The 18,472-nt window shown below is 60.5% G+C and carries 13 protein-coding genes; 7 read left to right on the top strand and 6 right to left on the bottom strand.

The window, feature by feature from the left end:
* Positions 1-8: 8 nt before the first annotated feature.
* The 5 genes from VGC33_RS00330 (at position 9) to ureG (ending at position 3,877) form a co-directional block, all read left to right on the top strand.
* Positions 9-326 (top strand): urease subunit beta, encoded by a 318-nt coding sequence (locus VGC33_RS00330; protein WP_331117837.1) that lies wholly within the window; start codon positions 9-11, stop codon positions 324-326.
* Entirely contained in the window at positions 323-2,026 is a 1,704-nt protein-coding gene (gene ureC, locus VGC33_RS00325; RefSeq protein ID WP_331117835.1) for an urease subunit alpha, read from the top strand. Before VGC33_RS00330 ends, ureC begins: the two co-directional genes overlap by 4 nt.
* Before the next feature lie 17 nt (positions 2,027-2,043).
* On the top strand, positions 2,044-2,496 hold the full coding sequence (ureE, locus tag VGC33_RS00320) for an urease accessory protein UreE (protein WP_331117833.1): 453 nt from the start codon (positions 2,044-2,046) through the stop codon (positions 2,494-2,496).
* A 1-nt stretch (position 2,497) separates the two neighbouring features.
* Positions 2,498-3,175: an urease accessory protein UreF gene (locus VGC33_RS00315; protein ID WP_331117831.1), complete on the top strand. Its 678-nt coding sequence runs from the start codon at positions 2,498-2,500 to the stop codon at positions 3,173-3,175.
* A 75-nt stretch (positions 3,176-3,250) separates the two neighbouring features.
* Positions 3,251-3,877, top strand: coding sequence for an urease accessory protein UreG (gene ureG, locus VGC33_RS00310; protein WP_331117829.1), 627 nt, complete (start codon positions 3,251-3,253; stop codon positions 3,875-3,877).
* A gap of 102 nt (positions 3,878-3,979) precedes the next feature.
* Here ureG and yegD read toward each other — a convergent pair whose 3' ends face one another.
* The 6 genes from yegD to ppk1 all read right to left on the bottom strand — a co-directional run bounded on the left by yegD (position 3,980) and on the right by ppk1 (position 14,435).
* A complete protein-coding gene (yegD, locus tag VGC33_RS00305) occupies positions 3,980-5,338 on the bottom strand; it encodes a molecular chaperone (RefSeq protein WP_331117827.1) in 1,359 nt (452 codons plus the stop codon).
* Between the two features lie 71 nt (positions 5,339-5,409).
* A complete protein-coding gene (locus VGC33_RS00300; RefSeq protein ID WP_331117825.1) occupies positions 5,410-8,772 on the bottom strand; it encodes a diguanylate cyclase in 3,363 nt (1,120 codons plus the stop codon).
* A 142-nt stretch (positions 8,773-8,914) separates the two neighbouring features.
* Entirely contained in the window at positions 8,915-10,351 is a 1,437-nt protein-coding gene (locus VGC33_RS00295) for a magnesium transporter (RefSeq protein WP_331117823.1), read from the bottom strand.
* 100 nt (positions 10,352-10,451) lie between these two features.
* Positions 10,452-10,625, bottom strand: coding sequence for a YfgG family protein (locus tag VGC33_RS00290; RefSeq protein WP_331117821.1), 174 nt, complete (start codon positions 10,623-10,625; stop codon positions 10,452-10,454).
* A gap of 201 nt (positions 10,626-10,826) precedes the next feature.
* Complete coding sequence (gene ppx, locus VGC33_RS00285; protein WP_331117819.1) at positions 10,827-12,362, bottom strand: exopolyphosphatase; 1,536 nt, start codon at positions 12,360-12,362, stop codon at positions 10,827-10,829.
* A gap of 3 nt (positions 12,363-12,365) precedes the next feature.
* On the bottom strand, positions 12,366-14,435 hold the full coding sequence (ppk1, locus tag VGC33_RS00280) for a polyphosphate kinase 1 (RefSeq protein WP_331117817.1): 2,070 nt from the start codon (positions 14,433-14,435) through the stop codon (positions 12,366-12,368).
* A 178-nt stretch (positions 14,436-14,613) separates the two neighbouring features.
* Here ppk1 and VGC33_RS00275 point away from each other — a divergent pair, with 178 nt between their 5' ends.
* Both VGC33_RS00275 and pstA read left to right on the top strand, forming a co-directional pair.
* A complete protein-coding gene (locus VGC33_RS00275) occupies positions 14,614-16,851 on the top strand; it encodes an ABC transporter permease family protein (protein ID WP_331117815.1) in 2,238 nt (745 codons plus the stop codon).
* Positions 16,848-18,461, top strand: coding sequence for a phosphate ABC transporter permease PstA (pstA, locus tag VGC33_RS00270; protein WP_331117813.1), 1,614 nt, complete (start codon positions 16,848-16,850; stop codon positions 18,459-18,461). Before VGC33_RS00275 ends, pstA begins: the two co-directional genes overlap by 4 nt.
* Positions 18,462-18,472 lie beyond the last annotated feature (11 nt).

The following is an 18,472-nucleotide window of genomic DNA, read 5'->3' as shown; positions in this document are numbered from 1 at the left end:
GAGGCGTTATGATACCTGGTGAATTATGCATCGCCGCGGGCGAAATCGAGCTTAATGCCGGCCGCGAGCGGGTGACGGTAACCGTCGCCAATCATGGCGACCGTCCGGTACAGGTAGGGTCGCACTACCATTTTTTCGAAGTGAATCCGTCGCTGACATTCGACCGCGCGGCGGCGCGCGGATTCAGGCTGGATATCGCCGCCGGCACGGCGGTGCGCTTTGAGCCGGGGCAGTCACGGGACGTTACCCTGGTGGCCTATGCCGGCAAGCGCGAAGTCTATGGCTTTCGCGGTGAAATCATGGGCAAGCTGGAGCCATCGTCATGAGCAGTATTTCGCGCCGCGCCTATGCGGAAATGTTTGGCCCGACGGTGGGCGACCGGCTGCGGCTGGCGGACACCGAACTCTGGATCGAGGTGGAAAAAGACTTCACCCTTTATGGTGAAGAGGTCAAGTTCGGCGGCGGCAAAGTGATCCGCGACGGCATGGGGCAGGGCCAGATGACCTCGGCGTTTTGTGTCGATCTGGTGCTGACCAATGCCCTGATTATCGATCACTGGGGCATCGTCAAGGCGGACATCGGCGTTAAGGATGGCCGTATCGTCGGCATAGGCAAGGCCGGCAATCCGGATGTCCAGCCCGGGGTTACCATCCCCATCGGCCCCGGCACCGAAGTGGTGGCGGCGGAGGGCAAGATCGTCACCGCCGGCGGTATCGACGCCCATATCCACTTTATTTGCCCGCAGCAGGTGGAGGAAGCCGTCTGCGCCGGCGTGACCACCATGATTGGCGGCGGCACCGGACCCGCGGCGGGCACCAACGCCACCACCTGCACCCCCGGTCCCTGGTATCTGGCGCGCATGCTGCAGGCGGCGGAGACGCTGCCGGTGAATATCGGTTTTACCGGTAAAGGCAACGCGTCGCAGCCGCAAGCGCTGGCCGAACAGGTGGAGGCCGGCGCCATCGGCCTGAAGCTGCATGAGGATTGGGGCACCACGCCCGCGTCCATCGATTGCTGCCTGGGGGTGGCGGATAATTACGATGTGCAGGTGGCCATCCACACCGACACCCTTAACGAAGCGGGTTTTGTCGAGGATACGCTGGCCGCCATCGGCGATCGCACCATTCATACCTACCATACCGAGGGGGCGGGCGGCGGCCACGCGCCGGATATCATCAAGGTGTGCGGCTTCGGCAATATTCTGCCTTCCTCCACCAATCCCACCATGCCGTATACGGTGAACACGATTGATGAGCATCTGGATATGCTGATGGTGTGCCATCATCTTGACGCCGGTATCGCCGAGGACGTGGCGTTCGCCGAATCGCGCATCCGGCGTGAAACCATCGCCGCCGAGGATATCCTGCACGATCTGGGCGCGTTCTCCATGCTGTCTTCCGACTCGCAGGCGATGGGGCGGGTGGGGGAGGTTATCCTGCGTACCTGGCAGGCGGCGCATAAAATGAAGGTGCAGCGCGGTCCGCTCGCGCCCGACAGCGAGCGAAACGACAATTTCCGCGTAAAGCGCTATATCGCCAAGTACACCATCAACCCGGCCATCACCCACGGTATTTCCCATGAAGTCGGCTCCATCGAGACCGGCAAGCTGGCGGATCTGGTGCTGTGGTCGCCGGCGTTTTTCGGCGTCAAGCCGGCGCTTATCATCAAAGGCGGCATGATTGCCATGGCGCCGATGGGCGATGCCAATGCGTCGATTCCCACGCCGCAGCCGGTACATTACCGCCCGATGTTCGGCGCGCTGGGCGGCGCGCGCCACGCCACGCGCATGACGTTTCTCTCCCAGGCGGCATATGCCAACGGCCTGGCCGGCAGGCTTGGACTGCATAGCCTGATAGGCGAGGTCAGGCACTGCCGCCATGTCAGAAAGGCGGATATGATCCATAATCACTGGCAGCCCACCATCGAGGTGGACGCACAGACCTATCAGGTCCGGGCCGACGGCGAACTGCTGACCTGCGAACCCGCCGCCATTTTACCGATGGCGCAGCGCTATTTTCTTTTTTAACCAAGTCGGGAATCAGGATGATTGTGTTAACGAAACACCTTGAAAAGACTTCAGAGGCCACAACCACCGTGACGCTGGATCTGGATACCCGTATCAGGAGCCGGGCGCAGGTGCGGCTGGACGACGGCCGCGAGGCCGGTTTGCTGTTGCCGCGCGGGCAGGTAATCCGCGGCGGGGATGTGCTTGCCACCGAAGACGGCGGCGAAGTGGTGCGGGTGATCGCGGCGCCCGAAACCGTCTCCACGGTTTACGCGCGCGATACCCTGCTGCTGGCGCGGGTCTGTTATCACCTGGGCAATCGTCACGTGCCGTTGCAGATCGAGCGCGACTGGGTGCGCTATCAGCACGATCACGTGCTGGACGCCATGGTGATGGGGCTGGGCGCGGCGGTCAGGACCGAACAGGCGGCGTTTGAACCGGAGGCCGGGGCCTACCAAAACGCGCCCCACGGCCATCATCATCCGCACTGACATGCACCAGCAAACCGCGCTGCTGCGCCTGATGCAGCTTATCAGCCCCAGCCTGCCGGTGGGGGGCTTTACCTATTCGCAGGGGCTGGAATGGGCGGTGGAGGCCGGCTGGGTGGTTTCAGGCGAGGCGTTTGCCGACTGGCAGCGGCAGATTATCGCCGATACCCTCGGCGGCCTGGATTGGCCGGTGCTGATACGGCTGTACCGGGCCTGCGCGGCGGATGACGGCGGGCAGTTCGCCCGCTGGAGCGATTTTTTACTGGCCGCGCGCGAGACCCGCGAACTCAGGCTTGAAGAACGCCAGCGGGGCCAGGCGTTAAGCCGGCTGATCCTGGAGTGGCCGGATCTGCCGCTCGGCGGCGCATGGCTGCCGGCGCTGCGCCAGAGCCAATTGGCGGGCATGGCCTGGCTGGGCCGGCAATGGGCGATTCCGCTGGAGTCACTGGCCATGGGCTATGGCTACAGCGTATTGGAAAGCGGCGTCATGGCGGGGCTGAAACTGGTGCCGTTCGGCCAGCAGAAAGCGCAAAGCCTGCTGCGTGAGCTGGCCGCGCTGCTGCCTGAGGCGTTTGCCCGGGCCGGGCTGCTGGGCGATGATGAACTGGGCGGCAGCTTCCCGCTGCAGGCCATCGCGTCATCCCGTCATGAAACCCAATATTCGCGCCTGTTTCGTTCATGAATGCCGGCCGGATCAACGCGGCCGGGACGGACTACAAAATGATGAAGTTTTTTCCGCTTTAATCCGGGAGTTAAGATGCAAGACTATAAACAACCCTTACGCGTCGGCGTCGGCGGCCCGGTGGGATCCGGCAAGACCGCGCTGCTGGAGCTGCTGTGCAAAACGCTGCGCGACCGCTATCAGCTGGCGGTGGTGACCAACGACATCTATACCAGGGAAGATCAGCGTATTCTCACCGAGGCGGGCGCGCTGGCGGCCGACCGCATCGTCGGCGTGGAAACCGGCGGCTGCCCGCACACCGCCATCCGCGAGGATGCGTCCATGAACCTGGCGGCGGTGGAGGATCTGGCGCGCAAGTTCGGCAATCTGGATATCATTTTCATTGAAAGCGGCGGCGATAACCTGAGCGCGACCTTCAGCCCGGAGCTGGCCGATCTGACCATTTACGTTATCGACGTGGCGGAAGGGGAGAAGATCCCGCGCAAGGGCGGGCCGGGCATTACCAAATCCGATTTCCTGGTGATCAATAAAATCGACCTGGCGCCCTACGTCGGCGCTTCGCTTGAGGTCATGGAACGGGATACCAACCGCATGCGCCCGACGCGTCCCTGGGCGTTCACCAACCTGAAAACCGGCGACGGCCTGGACACGCTGACCGCCTTTATCATCCGCCAGGGCCTGCTGGAAACCAGCGGCGCATAACCGCTTAAGCGTTGACCGAACCTGGTCATGCTGTCGCCGCCGGAGACAAGCCGCGCGCGTCCCGGCGGCAACAGCGCCGCTACCCGGTAACGCCGTCCGGCCTCAGGCGGAAAACCGGCGCTGCGCCCAGCGCGCCAGACCGGCGGTGACCGAGCCGAAATCATCGCCGCCGGCGATGGGGATATTGGGCAGGCTGCGTTCCAGCGCCCGGCGCAGCAGCGGCGAACGTGCGCTGCCGCCGGTAAGATACACCACATCGGGCCGCGGCGCGCCGCCCTGCGCCAGCACCTCTTCCACCTGTTGCAGGATGCGCGCCAGGGGCGCCCTGATGGCCTCTTCCAGTTCCGCCTGGCTGATGGCTACCTGCATGCCGGGGCGGATAAATTCCAGTCCGGCCAGGGTGGCGGGTTCGCTGGACAGGGCGATTTTGCTTTCTTCCGCGCTGCGCACCAGCCGGTAGCTCAGCCGCTGCCGGTAGACCTGCAATAAGGCGCCAACACGCTCGGGATCGGCGGCGTCGCGGATAAGCTCGCGCAGGAACCGGCCATTATTGCTGCTGTAAAAATCGCCCTGCGCCGGGATATCGTTAATCGCCACCGCCTGCCAGAACGGCAGGGCGGGAAGCGCCAGGCCTTTTTCGGTCATTCCGCCCAGCCCCAACTCCGGCATCAGCGCTTTGAACGCCAGCATGATATCCAGATCGTTACCGCCGACGCGGCAGCCGCTATGACCCAGCAGGCTTTGCCGGCGCTCACGCTTTTTGAGCCATTCCGGCCCCATCAGCAGCAGCGAACAGTCGGTGGTGCCGCCGCCGATATCCACCACCAGGACAATGGTTTCCCGATCGAGGGTGGCTTCGAAATCCAGCCCCGCCGCCACCGGCTCGAACTGGAAGTCAATATCGCTAAACCCGGCGCGTAGGGCGGCCCGCTGCAAAATCCCCTGGGCCTGGCGGTTTGCGTCTTCGCCGCCGGTACCCTGGAAATTGACCGGACGGCCAATCATGGCCTGGGTAATGGGCGCGGACAATGCCGCCTCGGCCTGGCGTTTGATATGGCGCATCATGGCGCAGACCAGATCCTCGAACAGCGCAATCTGCTGTGGCTTGAGGCCGTTGGCGCCCAGGAAGGATTTGGGTGATTTAACGAAATACACTTCTTCGGGATCGGCAATATAATTCGCCAGCGCCTGCTTGCCGAACCGCAGGCTTTGCTCGGTCAGGACGATATCCTCTTCCCGGTTGGCGTTAATCGCCCGGCGCAGCAGCCGCTGATTTTCTTCGCTGCCGGTGGGAACCTGCCAGAAATGATGCAGGTACTCGCTGACCGCCTCGCGCGTCGGCGCGCAAAGCATTGAAGACATATAGGGCGACGCGCCGTCCAGCGGCAATAAGCGCGGGCGGTCGCCGTCCATCACCGCGACCGAGCAGTTCGCGGTACCGTAGTCAAAACCAATAAACATCGCTGCCTCCCATGCCAATGAGGCGGGGAACTTTACAGCAATGTCGGGAAGCAGGCAACGGCGGGAGACAATTATTGAACCGTGAAATACCCTTTATTCAACATGGTGGACAGCGGCAGGCGCTGGCCGACGGTTTCGCCGGTGGCAAAATCGACGCCGATGACGCCAAGGGTGCTGAGCGTGGCGGGCAGGCTGGCGGGGCCGGCCAGGGAGCGCGCCTTCAGGCGATGGATATGGCCGTTGATCACCCTGACCATGATATCGTCCATCTGGCTGCAATGGACATTGGCGATGATATTGTCCGGCAGCCGGATATAGTCGATTTGACCCGCCTTGAGCGTGTTAAACGCGCCCAAATCGGTGCCGAATTGCATAAGCATTATTTTGTAGCCGTATTGACGCAACCGATCGACGGTCGGCCCGGCGACGGGATAAGCTGCCATGAAATCCTGGCCGTCGAGACTGATAATCAGCCGCTGTGCGCTCAGCAACGGATGGCGCACGCTGAGGGACAGCAGTTCATCGACCAGGCTTGCATCGCCCAGTCCGGCGATGGAAAGGGGGAGCGCCAGGGAAATTCCCTGGCTGGCGACGGCGGCGCCGTGGACGGCGAAGATCTGGCGCAGCAGCCAGCGATCCAACGCCAGGGATAGATGGCGCGCCCGCGCCGCGCGGATAAAATCTTCCTGGCTTATCAGTAATGCGTCCCGGGCCAGGATATCGAAACTCACCAGGTAAAAACCGATTTCCAGGCGGGCATCCGGCGGCGCGACCGCCTCGATCTGCACCAGCAGGCCTTGGTTATCCATCATATCCAGCAGCCGCTCGCGGCTTAGGATCTGTGGTTTAACCGGCGCGGAACCGGCGGGATTTTGCTGCGCCTCGTATAATAATACCTGGCCGCGGCCGCTGTGCTTTGCCGCGTAGCAGGCGCTATCGGCCTGGGCCATGACTTCCTTGGCATCGCAATTTTCCGCCGATATCAGCGTGACGCCGGCGCTGCCGCCGATGCGAAACAACTGATCCTGCCAATAAAAGCGGTAGGCGTTTACCGCGTCGATGATGCGCTGGGCCAGTCCCTGGGCTTCGGGCAAGGGACAATCGGTGAGCAGCAGTCCGAACTCGTCGCCGCCGAGCCTCGCCAGGCAATCGTATTGCCGGATATTGTCCTGCATCAGCAGGCCGAGCTCCAGCAGCAGGGCGTCGCCCGCCGCGTGCCCCGCCGTGTCGTTAACCTGTTTAAACCGGTCAAGATCGATAAACACCAGGGCGTGGCGGCGTTTTTCGCGGGTTGCCGTCAGGAGCGCGGAGTCAAGATGTTGTTTAAAACTGGCCCGGTTCGGCAGGCCGGTCAAGACATCATGTGAGGCATTGTAACTCAGCTGCTGCAATAGCTGGCGCGATTCACTGACATCCTTGATGACCAGCACCGCCCCCAGTATTTCCCCTTTCAGGTTCTTTAACGGCGTACAGCTGTAATGAATATCAAACAATGCGCCTTTGCGGTTATTAAGCACCAAATCCTGCTCTTTGGTCAGCGTCCCGCGCGGCGCGTCGCTGATATTTTCCATCGACATCGGCAGCCGCGGGCCATCCACGCCGAGGCTGATATGCATAATGCCGTCGATATGCCGCCCATGCGCCTTTTCCTGTCGCCAGCCGGTCATTTTTTCCGCCACCGGATTCATAAAATTAACCCGCATCTCCTGATCCACCGAGATCACCGCGTCGCCGATGGAATCAAGGGTAATATGCAGCCGTTCCTTTTCTTCATGCAGGGCTTCACGCAGCCGGACCTCGGCGGTCATATCCAGGTTGACGCCCAGCATGCGCACCACCTTGCCGTTTTCATCCATCAGCAGGTTGGCGTAGGCGCGGATATGACGGATTTCCCCACCGGGGTGGCGGATGCGAAAGCCCAGCAGGAAGGGCTTGTTTTCCTCCAGGGATTCGCTCAGGTTTTGCAGGGCCACCGGCCGGTCTTCATCAATAATGCGCGCCAGCCAATACTCATAGCTGACCGTTTCGCCGGATTGCATGGCGTAAATCTCCATCATGCGTTTGTCCCAGCTCATGATTTTCGCTTCGACATCCCACTCCCAGATGCCGACGCCGCCCGCTTCGTTGGCCAGGGTAATGCGTTCCATCAGACGATGATTGATAATGTTATTGTGTTTGATTTCGCTGATGTCTTCTATTTGGGAAATAAAATAGAGCGGCCTGTCGTGATGGTCGCGTACCACCGATACCGCCAGCAGCGCCCAGACAATTTCGCCATCGCCGCGGATATAGCGCTTTTCCAGCGTATAACTATCAATACGGCCATTAACCAGATCGTTAAGTTGAATAAGATCGGAACTGAGATCGGCCGGATAGGTGATCTCCTGGAAACTGATTTTTTGCAGCTCGGCGGCATTGTAGCCCAGGAACCGGCACAGCGCTTTATTCACCTGCATCCATGCGCCATCCAGCGAGACCAATGCCATGCCGATGGCGGAATATTCCATGGCATTGCGAAAGCGGGTCTCGCTTTGCTGGATAAGACCGCGCTCCAGCCGAAAAGCGTACATGACCATGGCCATGGCATGGACCGGGATCAAAATCATCATCAGCGGGATATGCATGAGTATCGCCCGCTGGCCGTTGGGCGGTATATCGATATCAATCAGACCGGCGTCAAGGGTAATGGATAACGTTAGGGTGGTGACAAAAAACAGGGTAAAGGCTTCGAGGCGCGGTAGGCGTATCGCGCCGATAAGCAGCACCAGGATGATAAAGGTAAAGGGAAAAGGCAAGATACGCAGCGCGAAATAGCTGATAACCAGCGTCAGCGGGATCATCAGCAGCAGTTCCAGACCGGAACGCCGTTTGATCATTTGCCGCAGTTCCGCGCGCCGGCACAATAATCCCACCGGCGTCAGCGCCAGGATGCCGATTGCCTCGGCGGTAAACCACTGCGCGGCATACATCATGAAACCGATATCAGCGGAAGCGTTAAAAAACCCCGCGGCCAGCGCGCCGAGAAAGGGCACCAGCAACACCCCGGTCAGGAAAAACTTTAGCCAGGGTACCATCCCGTCCAGCGGATCGTCCGGGTTTAACGTGTATTTCAGTAGCCAGGCGCCGAAGGTGGCCTCGGCAAACGAAATGCCGATGGTGGGCAACGCGGCGCGGATATCCACCGCCAGCAGCCCATGGGCGGCGAAGACCGCCAGGGCGCAGGACAGCAACATCGCCGGCCAGTGGCGCCTCGGGCAGGAAAACAGCGCCGACAGCATGGTGGCGGTGACCAGCCATAAAGGCGACAGCGGTTTGGTATAATGAAGGAGATGCAGGCAGACCACGGAAAGTATAAAAACCAGCGAAGCGACAGACGCAATAAAAGTCCCTGTTTTCTTGCCCTTATCAGCGGAGGTCGCGTTGTTGGCATCCATAATGGAATCCTAAGCTTTCTTATAATCAGAATAGTCTAGAAACAGCATAAAATGTGCGTTCTGGCTGTTTATACATAAGTCATGCGCATCGTCTAATCATGGTATGCGCTTTTAGCGGGGGCGATACCAGCAAAACTGCGCGTCAATGCATTAAAAATAACGTCGCCAGGCCGAGAAAAATAAAAAAGCCGCCGGTATCGGTCACGGCGGTGATCATGACGCTCGAACCCACCGCCGGATCGTGGCCGAAGCGCACCATGGCGAGCGGGATAAGCACCCCCATCAACGATGCCAGCACCAGATTGAGCAGCATGGCCAGCATCATGACGCCGCCCAGTCCCGGGTCGCGGTAGAGCAGCCAGGTGACCCCGCCCATGACGCCGCCCCACACCAGGCCGTTGATTAACGCCACGCCGAGTTCGCGCAGCAGCAAAAACACCGCGTTGCCTTTCTCCAACTGATGCAGCGCCAGCGCGCGGACAATCATGGTGATGGTTTGATTGCCGGTATTGCCGCCGATGCCGGCGACGATGGGCATCAGGGCCGCCAGCGACACCAGTTGAGATATGGTGCCTTCGAACAGCCCAATCACCCTGGAGGCGATAAACGCGGTGCACAGATTGACCGCCAGCCATGCCCAGCGCCGGCGCACCGTTTTGCGCACCGGGGCAAAAATATCCTCGGCGGGACTTAATCCGCCCAGGTTGCGCAGGTTGCTGTCGTTTTCCTCAAAAAACAGGTCGACCACATGTTCGATGCTCAGCCTGCCCATTAGCTTGCCTTTGACATCGACCACCGGCGCGGTAATCAGGTCGTAGCGTTCAAACGCGCCGGCCGCGTCCTCCGCCCGGTCTTCCGGATGGAAGGTGGTGGGGCGCGGGTCCATGACCTCCAGCACCTGTTTATCCAGCGGATTAAGCAACAGCGTTGACAGCCCGAGTTCACCCACCAGCAGATTGCGGCGATCGACGACAAACAGTTTATCCGTATTCTGCGGCAGCGTTTTGCGAAAGCGCAGATAGCGTTGCACCGTGGCAAGCGTCACGTCGGGACGGATCGCCGCCAGTTCAAAATCCATATGATGGCCCACGCTGTCCCGGTCGAAATTCATCATCGCCCGCACCTGGGCGCGCCGGTGTGGTTCCAGGGACGTCAGGATGCGGCCGACCAGATCGCGCGGTAAATACCGGGCCAGATAGGCCTGTTCGTCGACATCCAGCGGCCTGATGGCCTTGAGGATATCGCCATTGCTCATCTCGGCAATCAGGCTTTCCCAGACGCTCTCGGAGGCTTCCACCAGCGTCTTGCCGCGCTTGTCGTTACCCACCAGCCGCCAGAGCGCCAGGCGCTCATCCGGCGGCAGGCTTTCCAGCAAATCCGCCAGATCCGCCGCGTGCAGATGCCGTTGGATCGCCACCAGCCGGGCGGTCTGGTCTGAAAGGAGTCCGGGCGCGACCGAGGCGTCGCGCGCCGGTCTTCCCAGGATGCTGTCGATCAGCGCCCGATTGGACAGCAATAAGCCGAGCACCTGGCGGCGCAGTCCGGTCAGTTCCAGGGGATGTTGTTTAATGGCGGGCATAACGTGCGTTCCCAGGTTTTGGCCACAACGGACCTGAAGGCGAGGGCCGGCGCCGAAACGCGGTAAATCCGGCTAAACGCGGGCGATGGCGAAGGCTGGATTAATTATCGTGGCGGTCATCGACACTGATAATCTGGCCGGACGGCTCCGACATTTTTTCCTGGTGATGGTCCCAGGCGCCAAGAGTGGCGAAGATCAGACGGGCGAATAAAAAAATAAAGCTGATGAACAAGATCCAGCGGGTCATTCGCACCGAGGTTCGTCGTCTACGCATAGGATAGGCCAACTTCACTAAAGGGGTCCTTCTGGGGTTAGGGGTTATTTTATCGATTAGCATTATAACCGAACCAAATGCACGGTTTTATGATCTGCGCGCAATTTTTAATCACCATCACGTTATACATCCGAACAGGATTGCAAACAAGCCGCGCCCCGGGCATGCCGGGCAACAAGAGTAAAGCGCGGCGCGCCCGTGCTAATGTACCGTTTCGGCTTCCTCGGTAATATCGAGCCGCCAGCCGGCAACTTCCGACCAGTACTCCTGTTCCCGTTCCAAATCCAGCTGCACCAGGTTGTTCTGGGCAAAAAAACCGGTTGGGAACACCAGCGTCCAATGGTGTTCGCGGGTCAGCAGACGCAACTGCGTCGGCGAGGTCGCCTGGCGCTGGTTATTTAGCAATACCGCCAGTCGCAGTATTTGCAGGCAGGGCAGAAAATGTTTTTTCTTGAACAGCGTCAGGCGCGGCATCTCCTCGAGCTTGATTCCCTTGCGATGAAAACGCACCAGGGTCGCCAGCAGCAACTGCTGCTCCTGGTTGAATCCCGGCATATTGGTTTGCTGCAAAATATAGGCTGAATGCCGCTGCAAACCGCTATGGTTAATGCCCAGGCCCACTTCATGCAACTGCGCGGCCCACATCAACAGGGCTTCCAGCTGCGGGTTCTGCAATTCCTCGTTCTGCCGGCACCATTGCTGATAAAGGGAGTCGGTGGTGGCGCAGACACGTTTGGCCTGATCGCTGTCGATATTGTAGTGTTCCGCCAGGCTCCTGGCGGTACGCGAACGGATATCCTGATGGCGGAAACGGCCTTCCATTTCATACAGCACCCCTTCGCGCAGGGCGCAATCGGAGAGCTGCAGTTCACTGATGGCCAGCGCATCCACCACGCCGCACAGAATCGCCAGGCCGGGCACGAACACGCTTTTACGCTCTTCTGACAACCCCGGCAGGCTCATGGCGCTGAAGCTCTTGAACTTCATCACTTTGTCATAGAGCAACTGCAAACGATCGGGCGTAATGGCGCCGTCCTTTTCGCCCAGCGCCAGCAGCACTTCACAGGCCGCCTTGATGGTGCCGGACGCGCCGAGGGCCACCTGCCAGCCGAGAATGCGATACTGCCAGGCCAGGGTTTCCACTTTTTGCGCCGCCGCGAGGCGGGCGCGCCGGAAATGGGCCGGGCTGATGACGCCGCCGGGGAAAAACAGATTGCCGAAGCTGACGCAGCCCATCCGGCGGCTTTCCACCAGGATAGGCTCAAAGTTTTCGCCAATGACCAGTTCGGTCGAGCCGCCGCCGATATCAATCACCAGCTTGCGGCCTTTTTCGGACTGGGTATGCTCCACGCCCATGAAAATCAGTCGCGCTTCCTCATGGCCGGAAATAATTTCAATCGGATAGGGGATAACCTGCGCCGCCCGGGTCAAAAATACTTCGGCATTTACCGCCTCGCGCAGGGCGTGGGTGCCGACAATGGTCACCCGCAGCGGGGAAAACCCCTGCAAACGCTCGGCAAACAGCGCCAGGCAATTTATTCCGCGCTCGATGGCCTCGTCGCTTAACACGTTGTTGGCATCCAGACCGTCGGCCAGGTGCACGCGCTGTTTTAACCGGCTCAGCACCTGCAACGCGCCGTTGACCACACGGGCGACCACCATATGGAAGCTGTTCGATCCCAGGTCGACGGCCGCAAATTCTTCGGGTTTTGGCGTGGTTGAGTTATTTAATGGCATACGTCAGGCCTGATCTCCGGGTTGCTCAAGTCGCTTAATATAATCGTAGATGGCTATCTGCGCACGCACCTTACGACGATTGCCGCGCGGCACATAGCGATTACTGAGTCCGGCATCAATATAGCGCGCTTTTACCGTATCGCTGAACAGTAATGCCAAAATGTCCAGGACCTGCTGTTTGAGACGCGGGTCCAGCAGCGCCACCGCCACCTCGATGCGGTAATCGATATTACGCGTCATCCAGTCGGCGGAGGACAAGAACACCTTTTTATCACCGCCGTTTTCAAATACATAGACCCGATCGTGCTCCAGATAGCGGTCGACGATACTGGTCACCTGGATATTTTCGCTGATGCCCGGCAGGTCGGGGATAAGCGAGCACATGCTGCGCACCAGGATACGGATGCGCACCCCCACGCCGGAGGCGGCGTACAGCCGGTCGATAAGGCCCTGATCCACCAGGTTGTTAATCTTAAGCGTAATTCCCGAGGCAAGTCCGGCCTGGGCGTTGGCGATTTCCTGATCGATCATTTGGTACAGCATATGGCGCGAGTTCTGCGGCGATACCATCAGATAATCGAAGTTGACCGGACGATAAGGGTTCTCGATAAAATTAAATACCCGCCGGACTTCGTTGGTAATGCGCGGGTCGGCGGTGATCAACGAATAGTCGGTATAAAGGCGGGCGGTTTTTTCATTGAAGTTGCCGGTGCCGATATGCGCGTAGCGCATGATATCCTCGCCCTCCATGCGCGATATCAGGAACAGCTTGGCGTGGATCTTAAGCCCGGGCGCCGAGAAAATCACATGGACCCCGGCTTCGGTCAGCCGCTTTGCCCAGTGAATATTGGCTTCTTCATCAAAGCGCGCCTGCAGTTCCACCACCACGGTAACCTTTTTACCGTTATGGGCCGCGTGGATCATGGCGTCGATAATGCGCGAGTCCTTCGCCACCCGGTAGATATTGATTTTAATCGACAGCACGTTGGGGTCGAAGGACGCCTGGCGCAGCAGCTCCAGGACGTGCTCGAAGGTATGATAGGGATAATAGAGCAATACATCGCGTTCACGGATGGCGTCAAAACCGTTGCGAAAGTGTTCGAACCACGTATGGCGCAGGCGCGGTAAAGGTTTATTCACCAGGTTGGCTTTGCCGACATTGGGGAAGGTAATGAAATCCTTGAAATTATGGTAACGCCCGCCCGGAATGACCGAATCATAGGATGAGATGCCCAGCTTGTCCTTGAGCATTTCCACCATGCTGTTCGGCATGTCCCGCTGGTAGACAAACCGCACCGGCTCGGCGGTCAGGCGCTGCTTTAGGCTTGACGACATCAGTTCCAGCAGGCTCGATTCCATTTCCGTGACCAGGTCATATTCCGCGTCGCGGGTCATTTTCATTGAATAGGCGTTAAGGGTATCGTAGTCGAAAAACCCGATAAATATCTCGTCAAGGCAATAACGCAGTATATTATCCAACAGTATCATTGGCTTGCGTCGACGCGGCGGCTCGGCGGGCAAATTGATAAAACGCGGCACCTTGTCGGCGGGGATTTCCAGCAGGGCATAATTGGTCTCCTGGCCGCGGATAATTTCCACCGCCAGATAGGTGTAATCATCCTTAAGGAATTGCACCAGATTGGTGTCGTGCTGGATCAAAATAGGTGTTATATGCTGGCGCAGCTGTTGTTTGAAATATACGCGCAGCCACTCCTGCTGGTTGGGGGATAGCTGCCGTTCGTTAATCAGGAATATTTGATTACGCGCCATTTCCAGCAGCAGATCGTTATAGAGGTTATCGAATTCTTGTTCGGCATTGAGGACCTTGGCCTGAATTTTATTCAGCAGATGGCGCGAGGTCACCTTGGAGCCTTGCTCTTCGCTAATCAGAATGCGCCGTTTTAATTCGGCGAACCTGACTTTATAGAACTCGTCCAAATTGTTGGAATAAATACCTAAAAAACGCATACGCTCAATGAGCGGATTGGACTTGTCCGCTGCTTCCTGCAAAACACGTTCATTAAAGGATAACCAACTCAGTTCTTTTTCGCTGTAAAGCTTTTCCTGACCCATTGCCACTCCATTAATTTGTTCAGGAAGGGAGGATCCTGTATTAAGAGTATTATCGCCCCGATGGGAGCAAAGTCCATAAGAACAACCTTCTTAAGATTGTCATCTTAATTTCTTACAGGCAACATAGGCTTCCTTAATCAATCCGAACCTCAGGATTGACCCTATATAACAGAGGAATATGACAATAAAACGGTTATCCAATACCAAAACCGCCGCCCACCGTCGACTGAGCGACCGCGTGACGCGCGGCCTCGTCAGCGGCGGCGGCGCCCTGGTGCTGTTAACCCTGGTGGTCATGTTTTTTTATCTGCTCTATGCGGTATTGCCGTTATTCCGCTCACCGTCGGTCACGCCGCTGGACCCTATACCCTGGCGGCAGCAAAACGGCGCGCCCGCAACGACGCGCCATGACGCCGAACCCGCTATTCAAGCCTTGGGCGCCGACATATCCCTGACCACCGCCTTTGTTATCGATGCGCTGGGAAGGGGGCACCGGCTGGCGCGCGGCGGCGCGACGTCCGTCACCGATCTTATGGCGGATTTTGCCTCCCTGGCGGCCGCCAGCGGCGGACAACCGCTGTACCTGCTGCTTGACCGACATGGCAACGCCCGCCTGGCGCGGCCGCAAACCGGCACCGCCGGGCCGGGGGAAGCCTCGCCCTGGCTGTTTCCGTTCGGGGAAAACCTGTTGCCGCTAAGCGACGACGGCCAGCCGCTGCGCCATGCGGCGCTGGCGCAGCCGGCGGAACATCAGGCGGTGATGGCGGCGCAGCTGGCGTCGGGCCGGGTAGTGGTCGCCCGTCTGGGGCCGGACGGCATGACGCGCGGTGAACTGGCCCCGGCCGACGGCCCGGTCGATGAGGTCCTGCTGTCGCCGGACGGCCGCCTGCTGTACCTGCGCGCGGAAAACCTGTTGAGTATCTACCGGCTGAACGACGACGGCCGGATCCAGCTGCGCCAGCGCCTGGCGCTGGCGCCCGCCGGGCCGGTGCACATCACCCTGTTGCCGGCGGACGGCTCGCTGCTGGTGAGCGCCGCCGGGCAGCGGCTTGCCTTATGGTTCGATGTCGCCGACGACCATGGTCATCATTTGGCGCGCATCAGGGAATTTACCGCCGCGCCGCCCGCCGGCGCGCAGATCCTGGCGTCGGCGCAGCGATCGGTGTTCGGCGTGCTGGCCCCGGACGGCGCGTTCGCCCTGTTCAGCACCCGCCAGGCCGATCCCCTGCTGCAATCGCGTTTGGCGCCGGCCACGCGCGCGATACTCAGCCCGATAGCCGATGCGTCCGGCGCGGGCATCGACGGCGTCCCGGATGAAGCCATCGTTACCCTTGATGCCGGCGACTGGCGAGTCTGGCGGATCGATACCGCTTTCCCCGATATCAGCTGGCGCACGCTGACGCAAAAGATGTGGTATAGCCACTATCCCGCGCCGGCCTGGGTCTGGCAGTCCAGCTCCGCCACGGGTACGGAAGGCGGCAAATTCAGCCTGGTGCCGCTGCTGGCCGGTACCCTGAAGGCCGCCGGCTACGCCATGCTGTTCGCCACCCCGCTGGCGCTGGCGGCGGCGATGTATACCGCCTGGTTTATGGCGCCGGCGCTGCGTCGCTGGGTTAAACCGGCCATGGAAATCATGGGGGCGGTGCCAAGCGTCGTTATCGGCCTGATCGCCGGGCTGTGGCTGGCGCCTTATTATAGCCGGGCGCTGAGCGGCATTTTACTGCTGCCGCTGCTGCTGCCGGCGGCCATTCTGGCCACCGGGTGGGGATTCGGGCGTTTGTCCGCCCGCCTCGGCGGCCGTGTTTCCCCGGGCTGGCATTGTGTGCCGCTGTTGCCCGTGGTGGCGCTGGTGGTTTGGCTGGCATGCCGTCTCTCGCCCTGGATCGATGGGGCGCTGTTCGGCCAGCCGCTGTCGGGCTGGCTGGGGGACGCTTATAATCCGATGAACGCGCTGGTGGTCGGCACCGCCATGGGTTTCGCCCTGGTGCCGGTGATGTATTCACTGGCGGAGGATGCGCTGTTCAACGTGCCGGCGCGGTTGATCCAGGGATCGCTGGCGCTGGGGGCGACGCCCTGGCAAACGCTGCTGGGCGTGACCCTGCCGTTCGCCGGCGCCGGCCTGTTTTCAGCCTTTATCCTGGGCCTTGGGCGCGCCGTCGGCGAGACCATGATTGTGCTGATGGCCAGCGGCAACATGGCGCGCGTGGACGGTAATCTGTTCCAGGGCCTGCGCGCGCTGGCGGCCAATATCGCCATCGAAATACCCGAGGCGTCGCTTAACGGCGGCCATTATCGGATATTGCTGCTGACCGCCCTGTTGCTGTTTGTTTTCACCTTCCTGATAAACACCCTGGCGGAAGCGCTGCGCCTGCGCCTGCGCGCCCATTACCGGCAACAGGATGGGGAAACGGGATGAAAGACTGGTTTCGCTCCGGCCGCCCCTGGGTCTGGCTGACGGCCGGCGCGGTAAGCGTCAGCCTGCTGGCGATGCTGGCGCTGGTGACGCTGCTCGGCGCGCAGGGGATGCGCCTGTTTTGGCCGCAGCCGGCATATCAATTGCAATTGGCGCCGGCCCCCGGCCAGCCGGAGCAACTGCTGGGCGAAATCTACGCTGCCGGAAAGCGCGCCGCGCCGGACGGCGAGGGCGGCGATATGTATCTTATCCGCACCGGCGGCGCTTCTCCCGCCGGTGATTTTTACCTGTTGCCGGCGGATCGGGTGCTGGCGCGCCGCCGCCCGCCGGACCTGCTGGTATTGGAACGCGGCGGCTATGGTAAGGAATATGGCTTCCTGCAGGGCATGACGGAGGATGGACAGCCCCTGACCGCCGACGACATGCCGGGGGCGCTGCAACAGCGGTTAACATTAATCGCCACCCAACGCCGGCTGGCCGACGGGCTGCGCGTGCGTATGCAGACCCAGCTCGGCCGGCATGCGGAACGGTTGGACAACCAGCGCCGGCAATGGGAAAAGCGCGGTCAATGGACCCCGCTCAACATGGCGTTGTACCGCGCCGGGCAAGGGGAGCTGGAGCAACTGGCGGAAAGTCTTTCGCGCCAGGCCGCCGATCTTGATAAAGAAATGGACCGCGATCGGGTGGTGCTACGCGACGCCCGGGGCGCCAGCCGGGAAATACCGCTGCGGGAAATCGAGCGCGCCTGGTATCCCAACGCCATGGGTCTAAAGGCCAAGATCAGGCTGTGGGCCGCGCAGATCGGTCATTTTGTCGCACGCGACGCCGGTGAAGACCCGGCGCAGGCCGGCGTGTTCCCGGCCATTATCGGCACGCTGCTGTTGGTGATGCTGATGTCGGTGATGGTGATGCCGCTGGGGGTGATGGCGGCGGTGTATTTGCATGAGTATGCCCGGTCCGGCTGGCTAACCCGACTTATCCGTATTGCGGTGGGCAACCTGGCGGGGGTGCCTTCCATTGTCTATGGCGTCTTCGGCCTGGGCTTTTTTGTCTATGTGCTCGGCGGCACGCTGGATAAACTGTTTTATGCCGATGCGTTGCCCAACCCGACCTTCGGCACCCCCGGGTTGCTGTGGGCCGCGCTGACGCTGGCCCTGCTAACCTTGCCGGTGGTCATTGTCGCCACCGAGGAAGGCCTGGCGCGCATCCCCTCGTCGCTGCGCCACGGGTCGCTGGCGCTGGGAGCCACCCGGGCGGAAACGCTATGGCGCGTGGTATTGCCGGGCGCGGCGCCGGCGATGATCACCGGGCTTATCCTGGCGGTGGCGCGCGCGGCGGGCGAGACCGCGCCGCTGATGCTGGTGGGGGTGATTAAATCCGCGCCGCTGCTGCCGGTGGATGGGGTATTCCCCTATCTGCACGCCGAACGGAAATTTATGCATCTGGGCTTCCAGATATACGATATGGCGCTGCAAAGCCCCGATAGCGACGCGGCGCGTCCGTTGGTATTCGCCACGGCGCTGTTGCTTATCGCCATTGTGGTGGGGCTGAACGTGGCGGCCATCGGACTGCGGCATCGGCTGCGGGAAAAATACCGCGCGCTGGCGCTTTAAAGGAATGCAAC

The sequence above is a fragment of the Acerihabitans sp. genome (assembly GCF_036398755.1).
In the GTDB taxonomy this organism is placed as follows: Bacteria; Pseudomonadota; Gammaproteobacteria; order Enterobacterales; family Enterobacteriaceae; genus Acerihabitans.
This window is presented reverse-complemented; position numbering and strand designations above follow the sequence as displayed.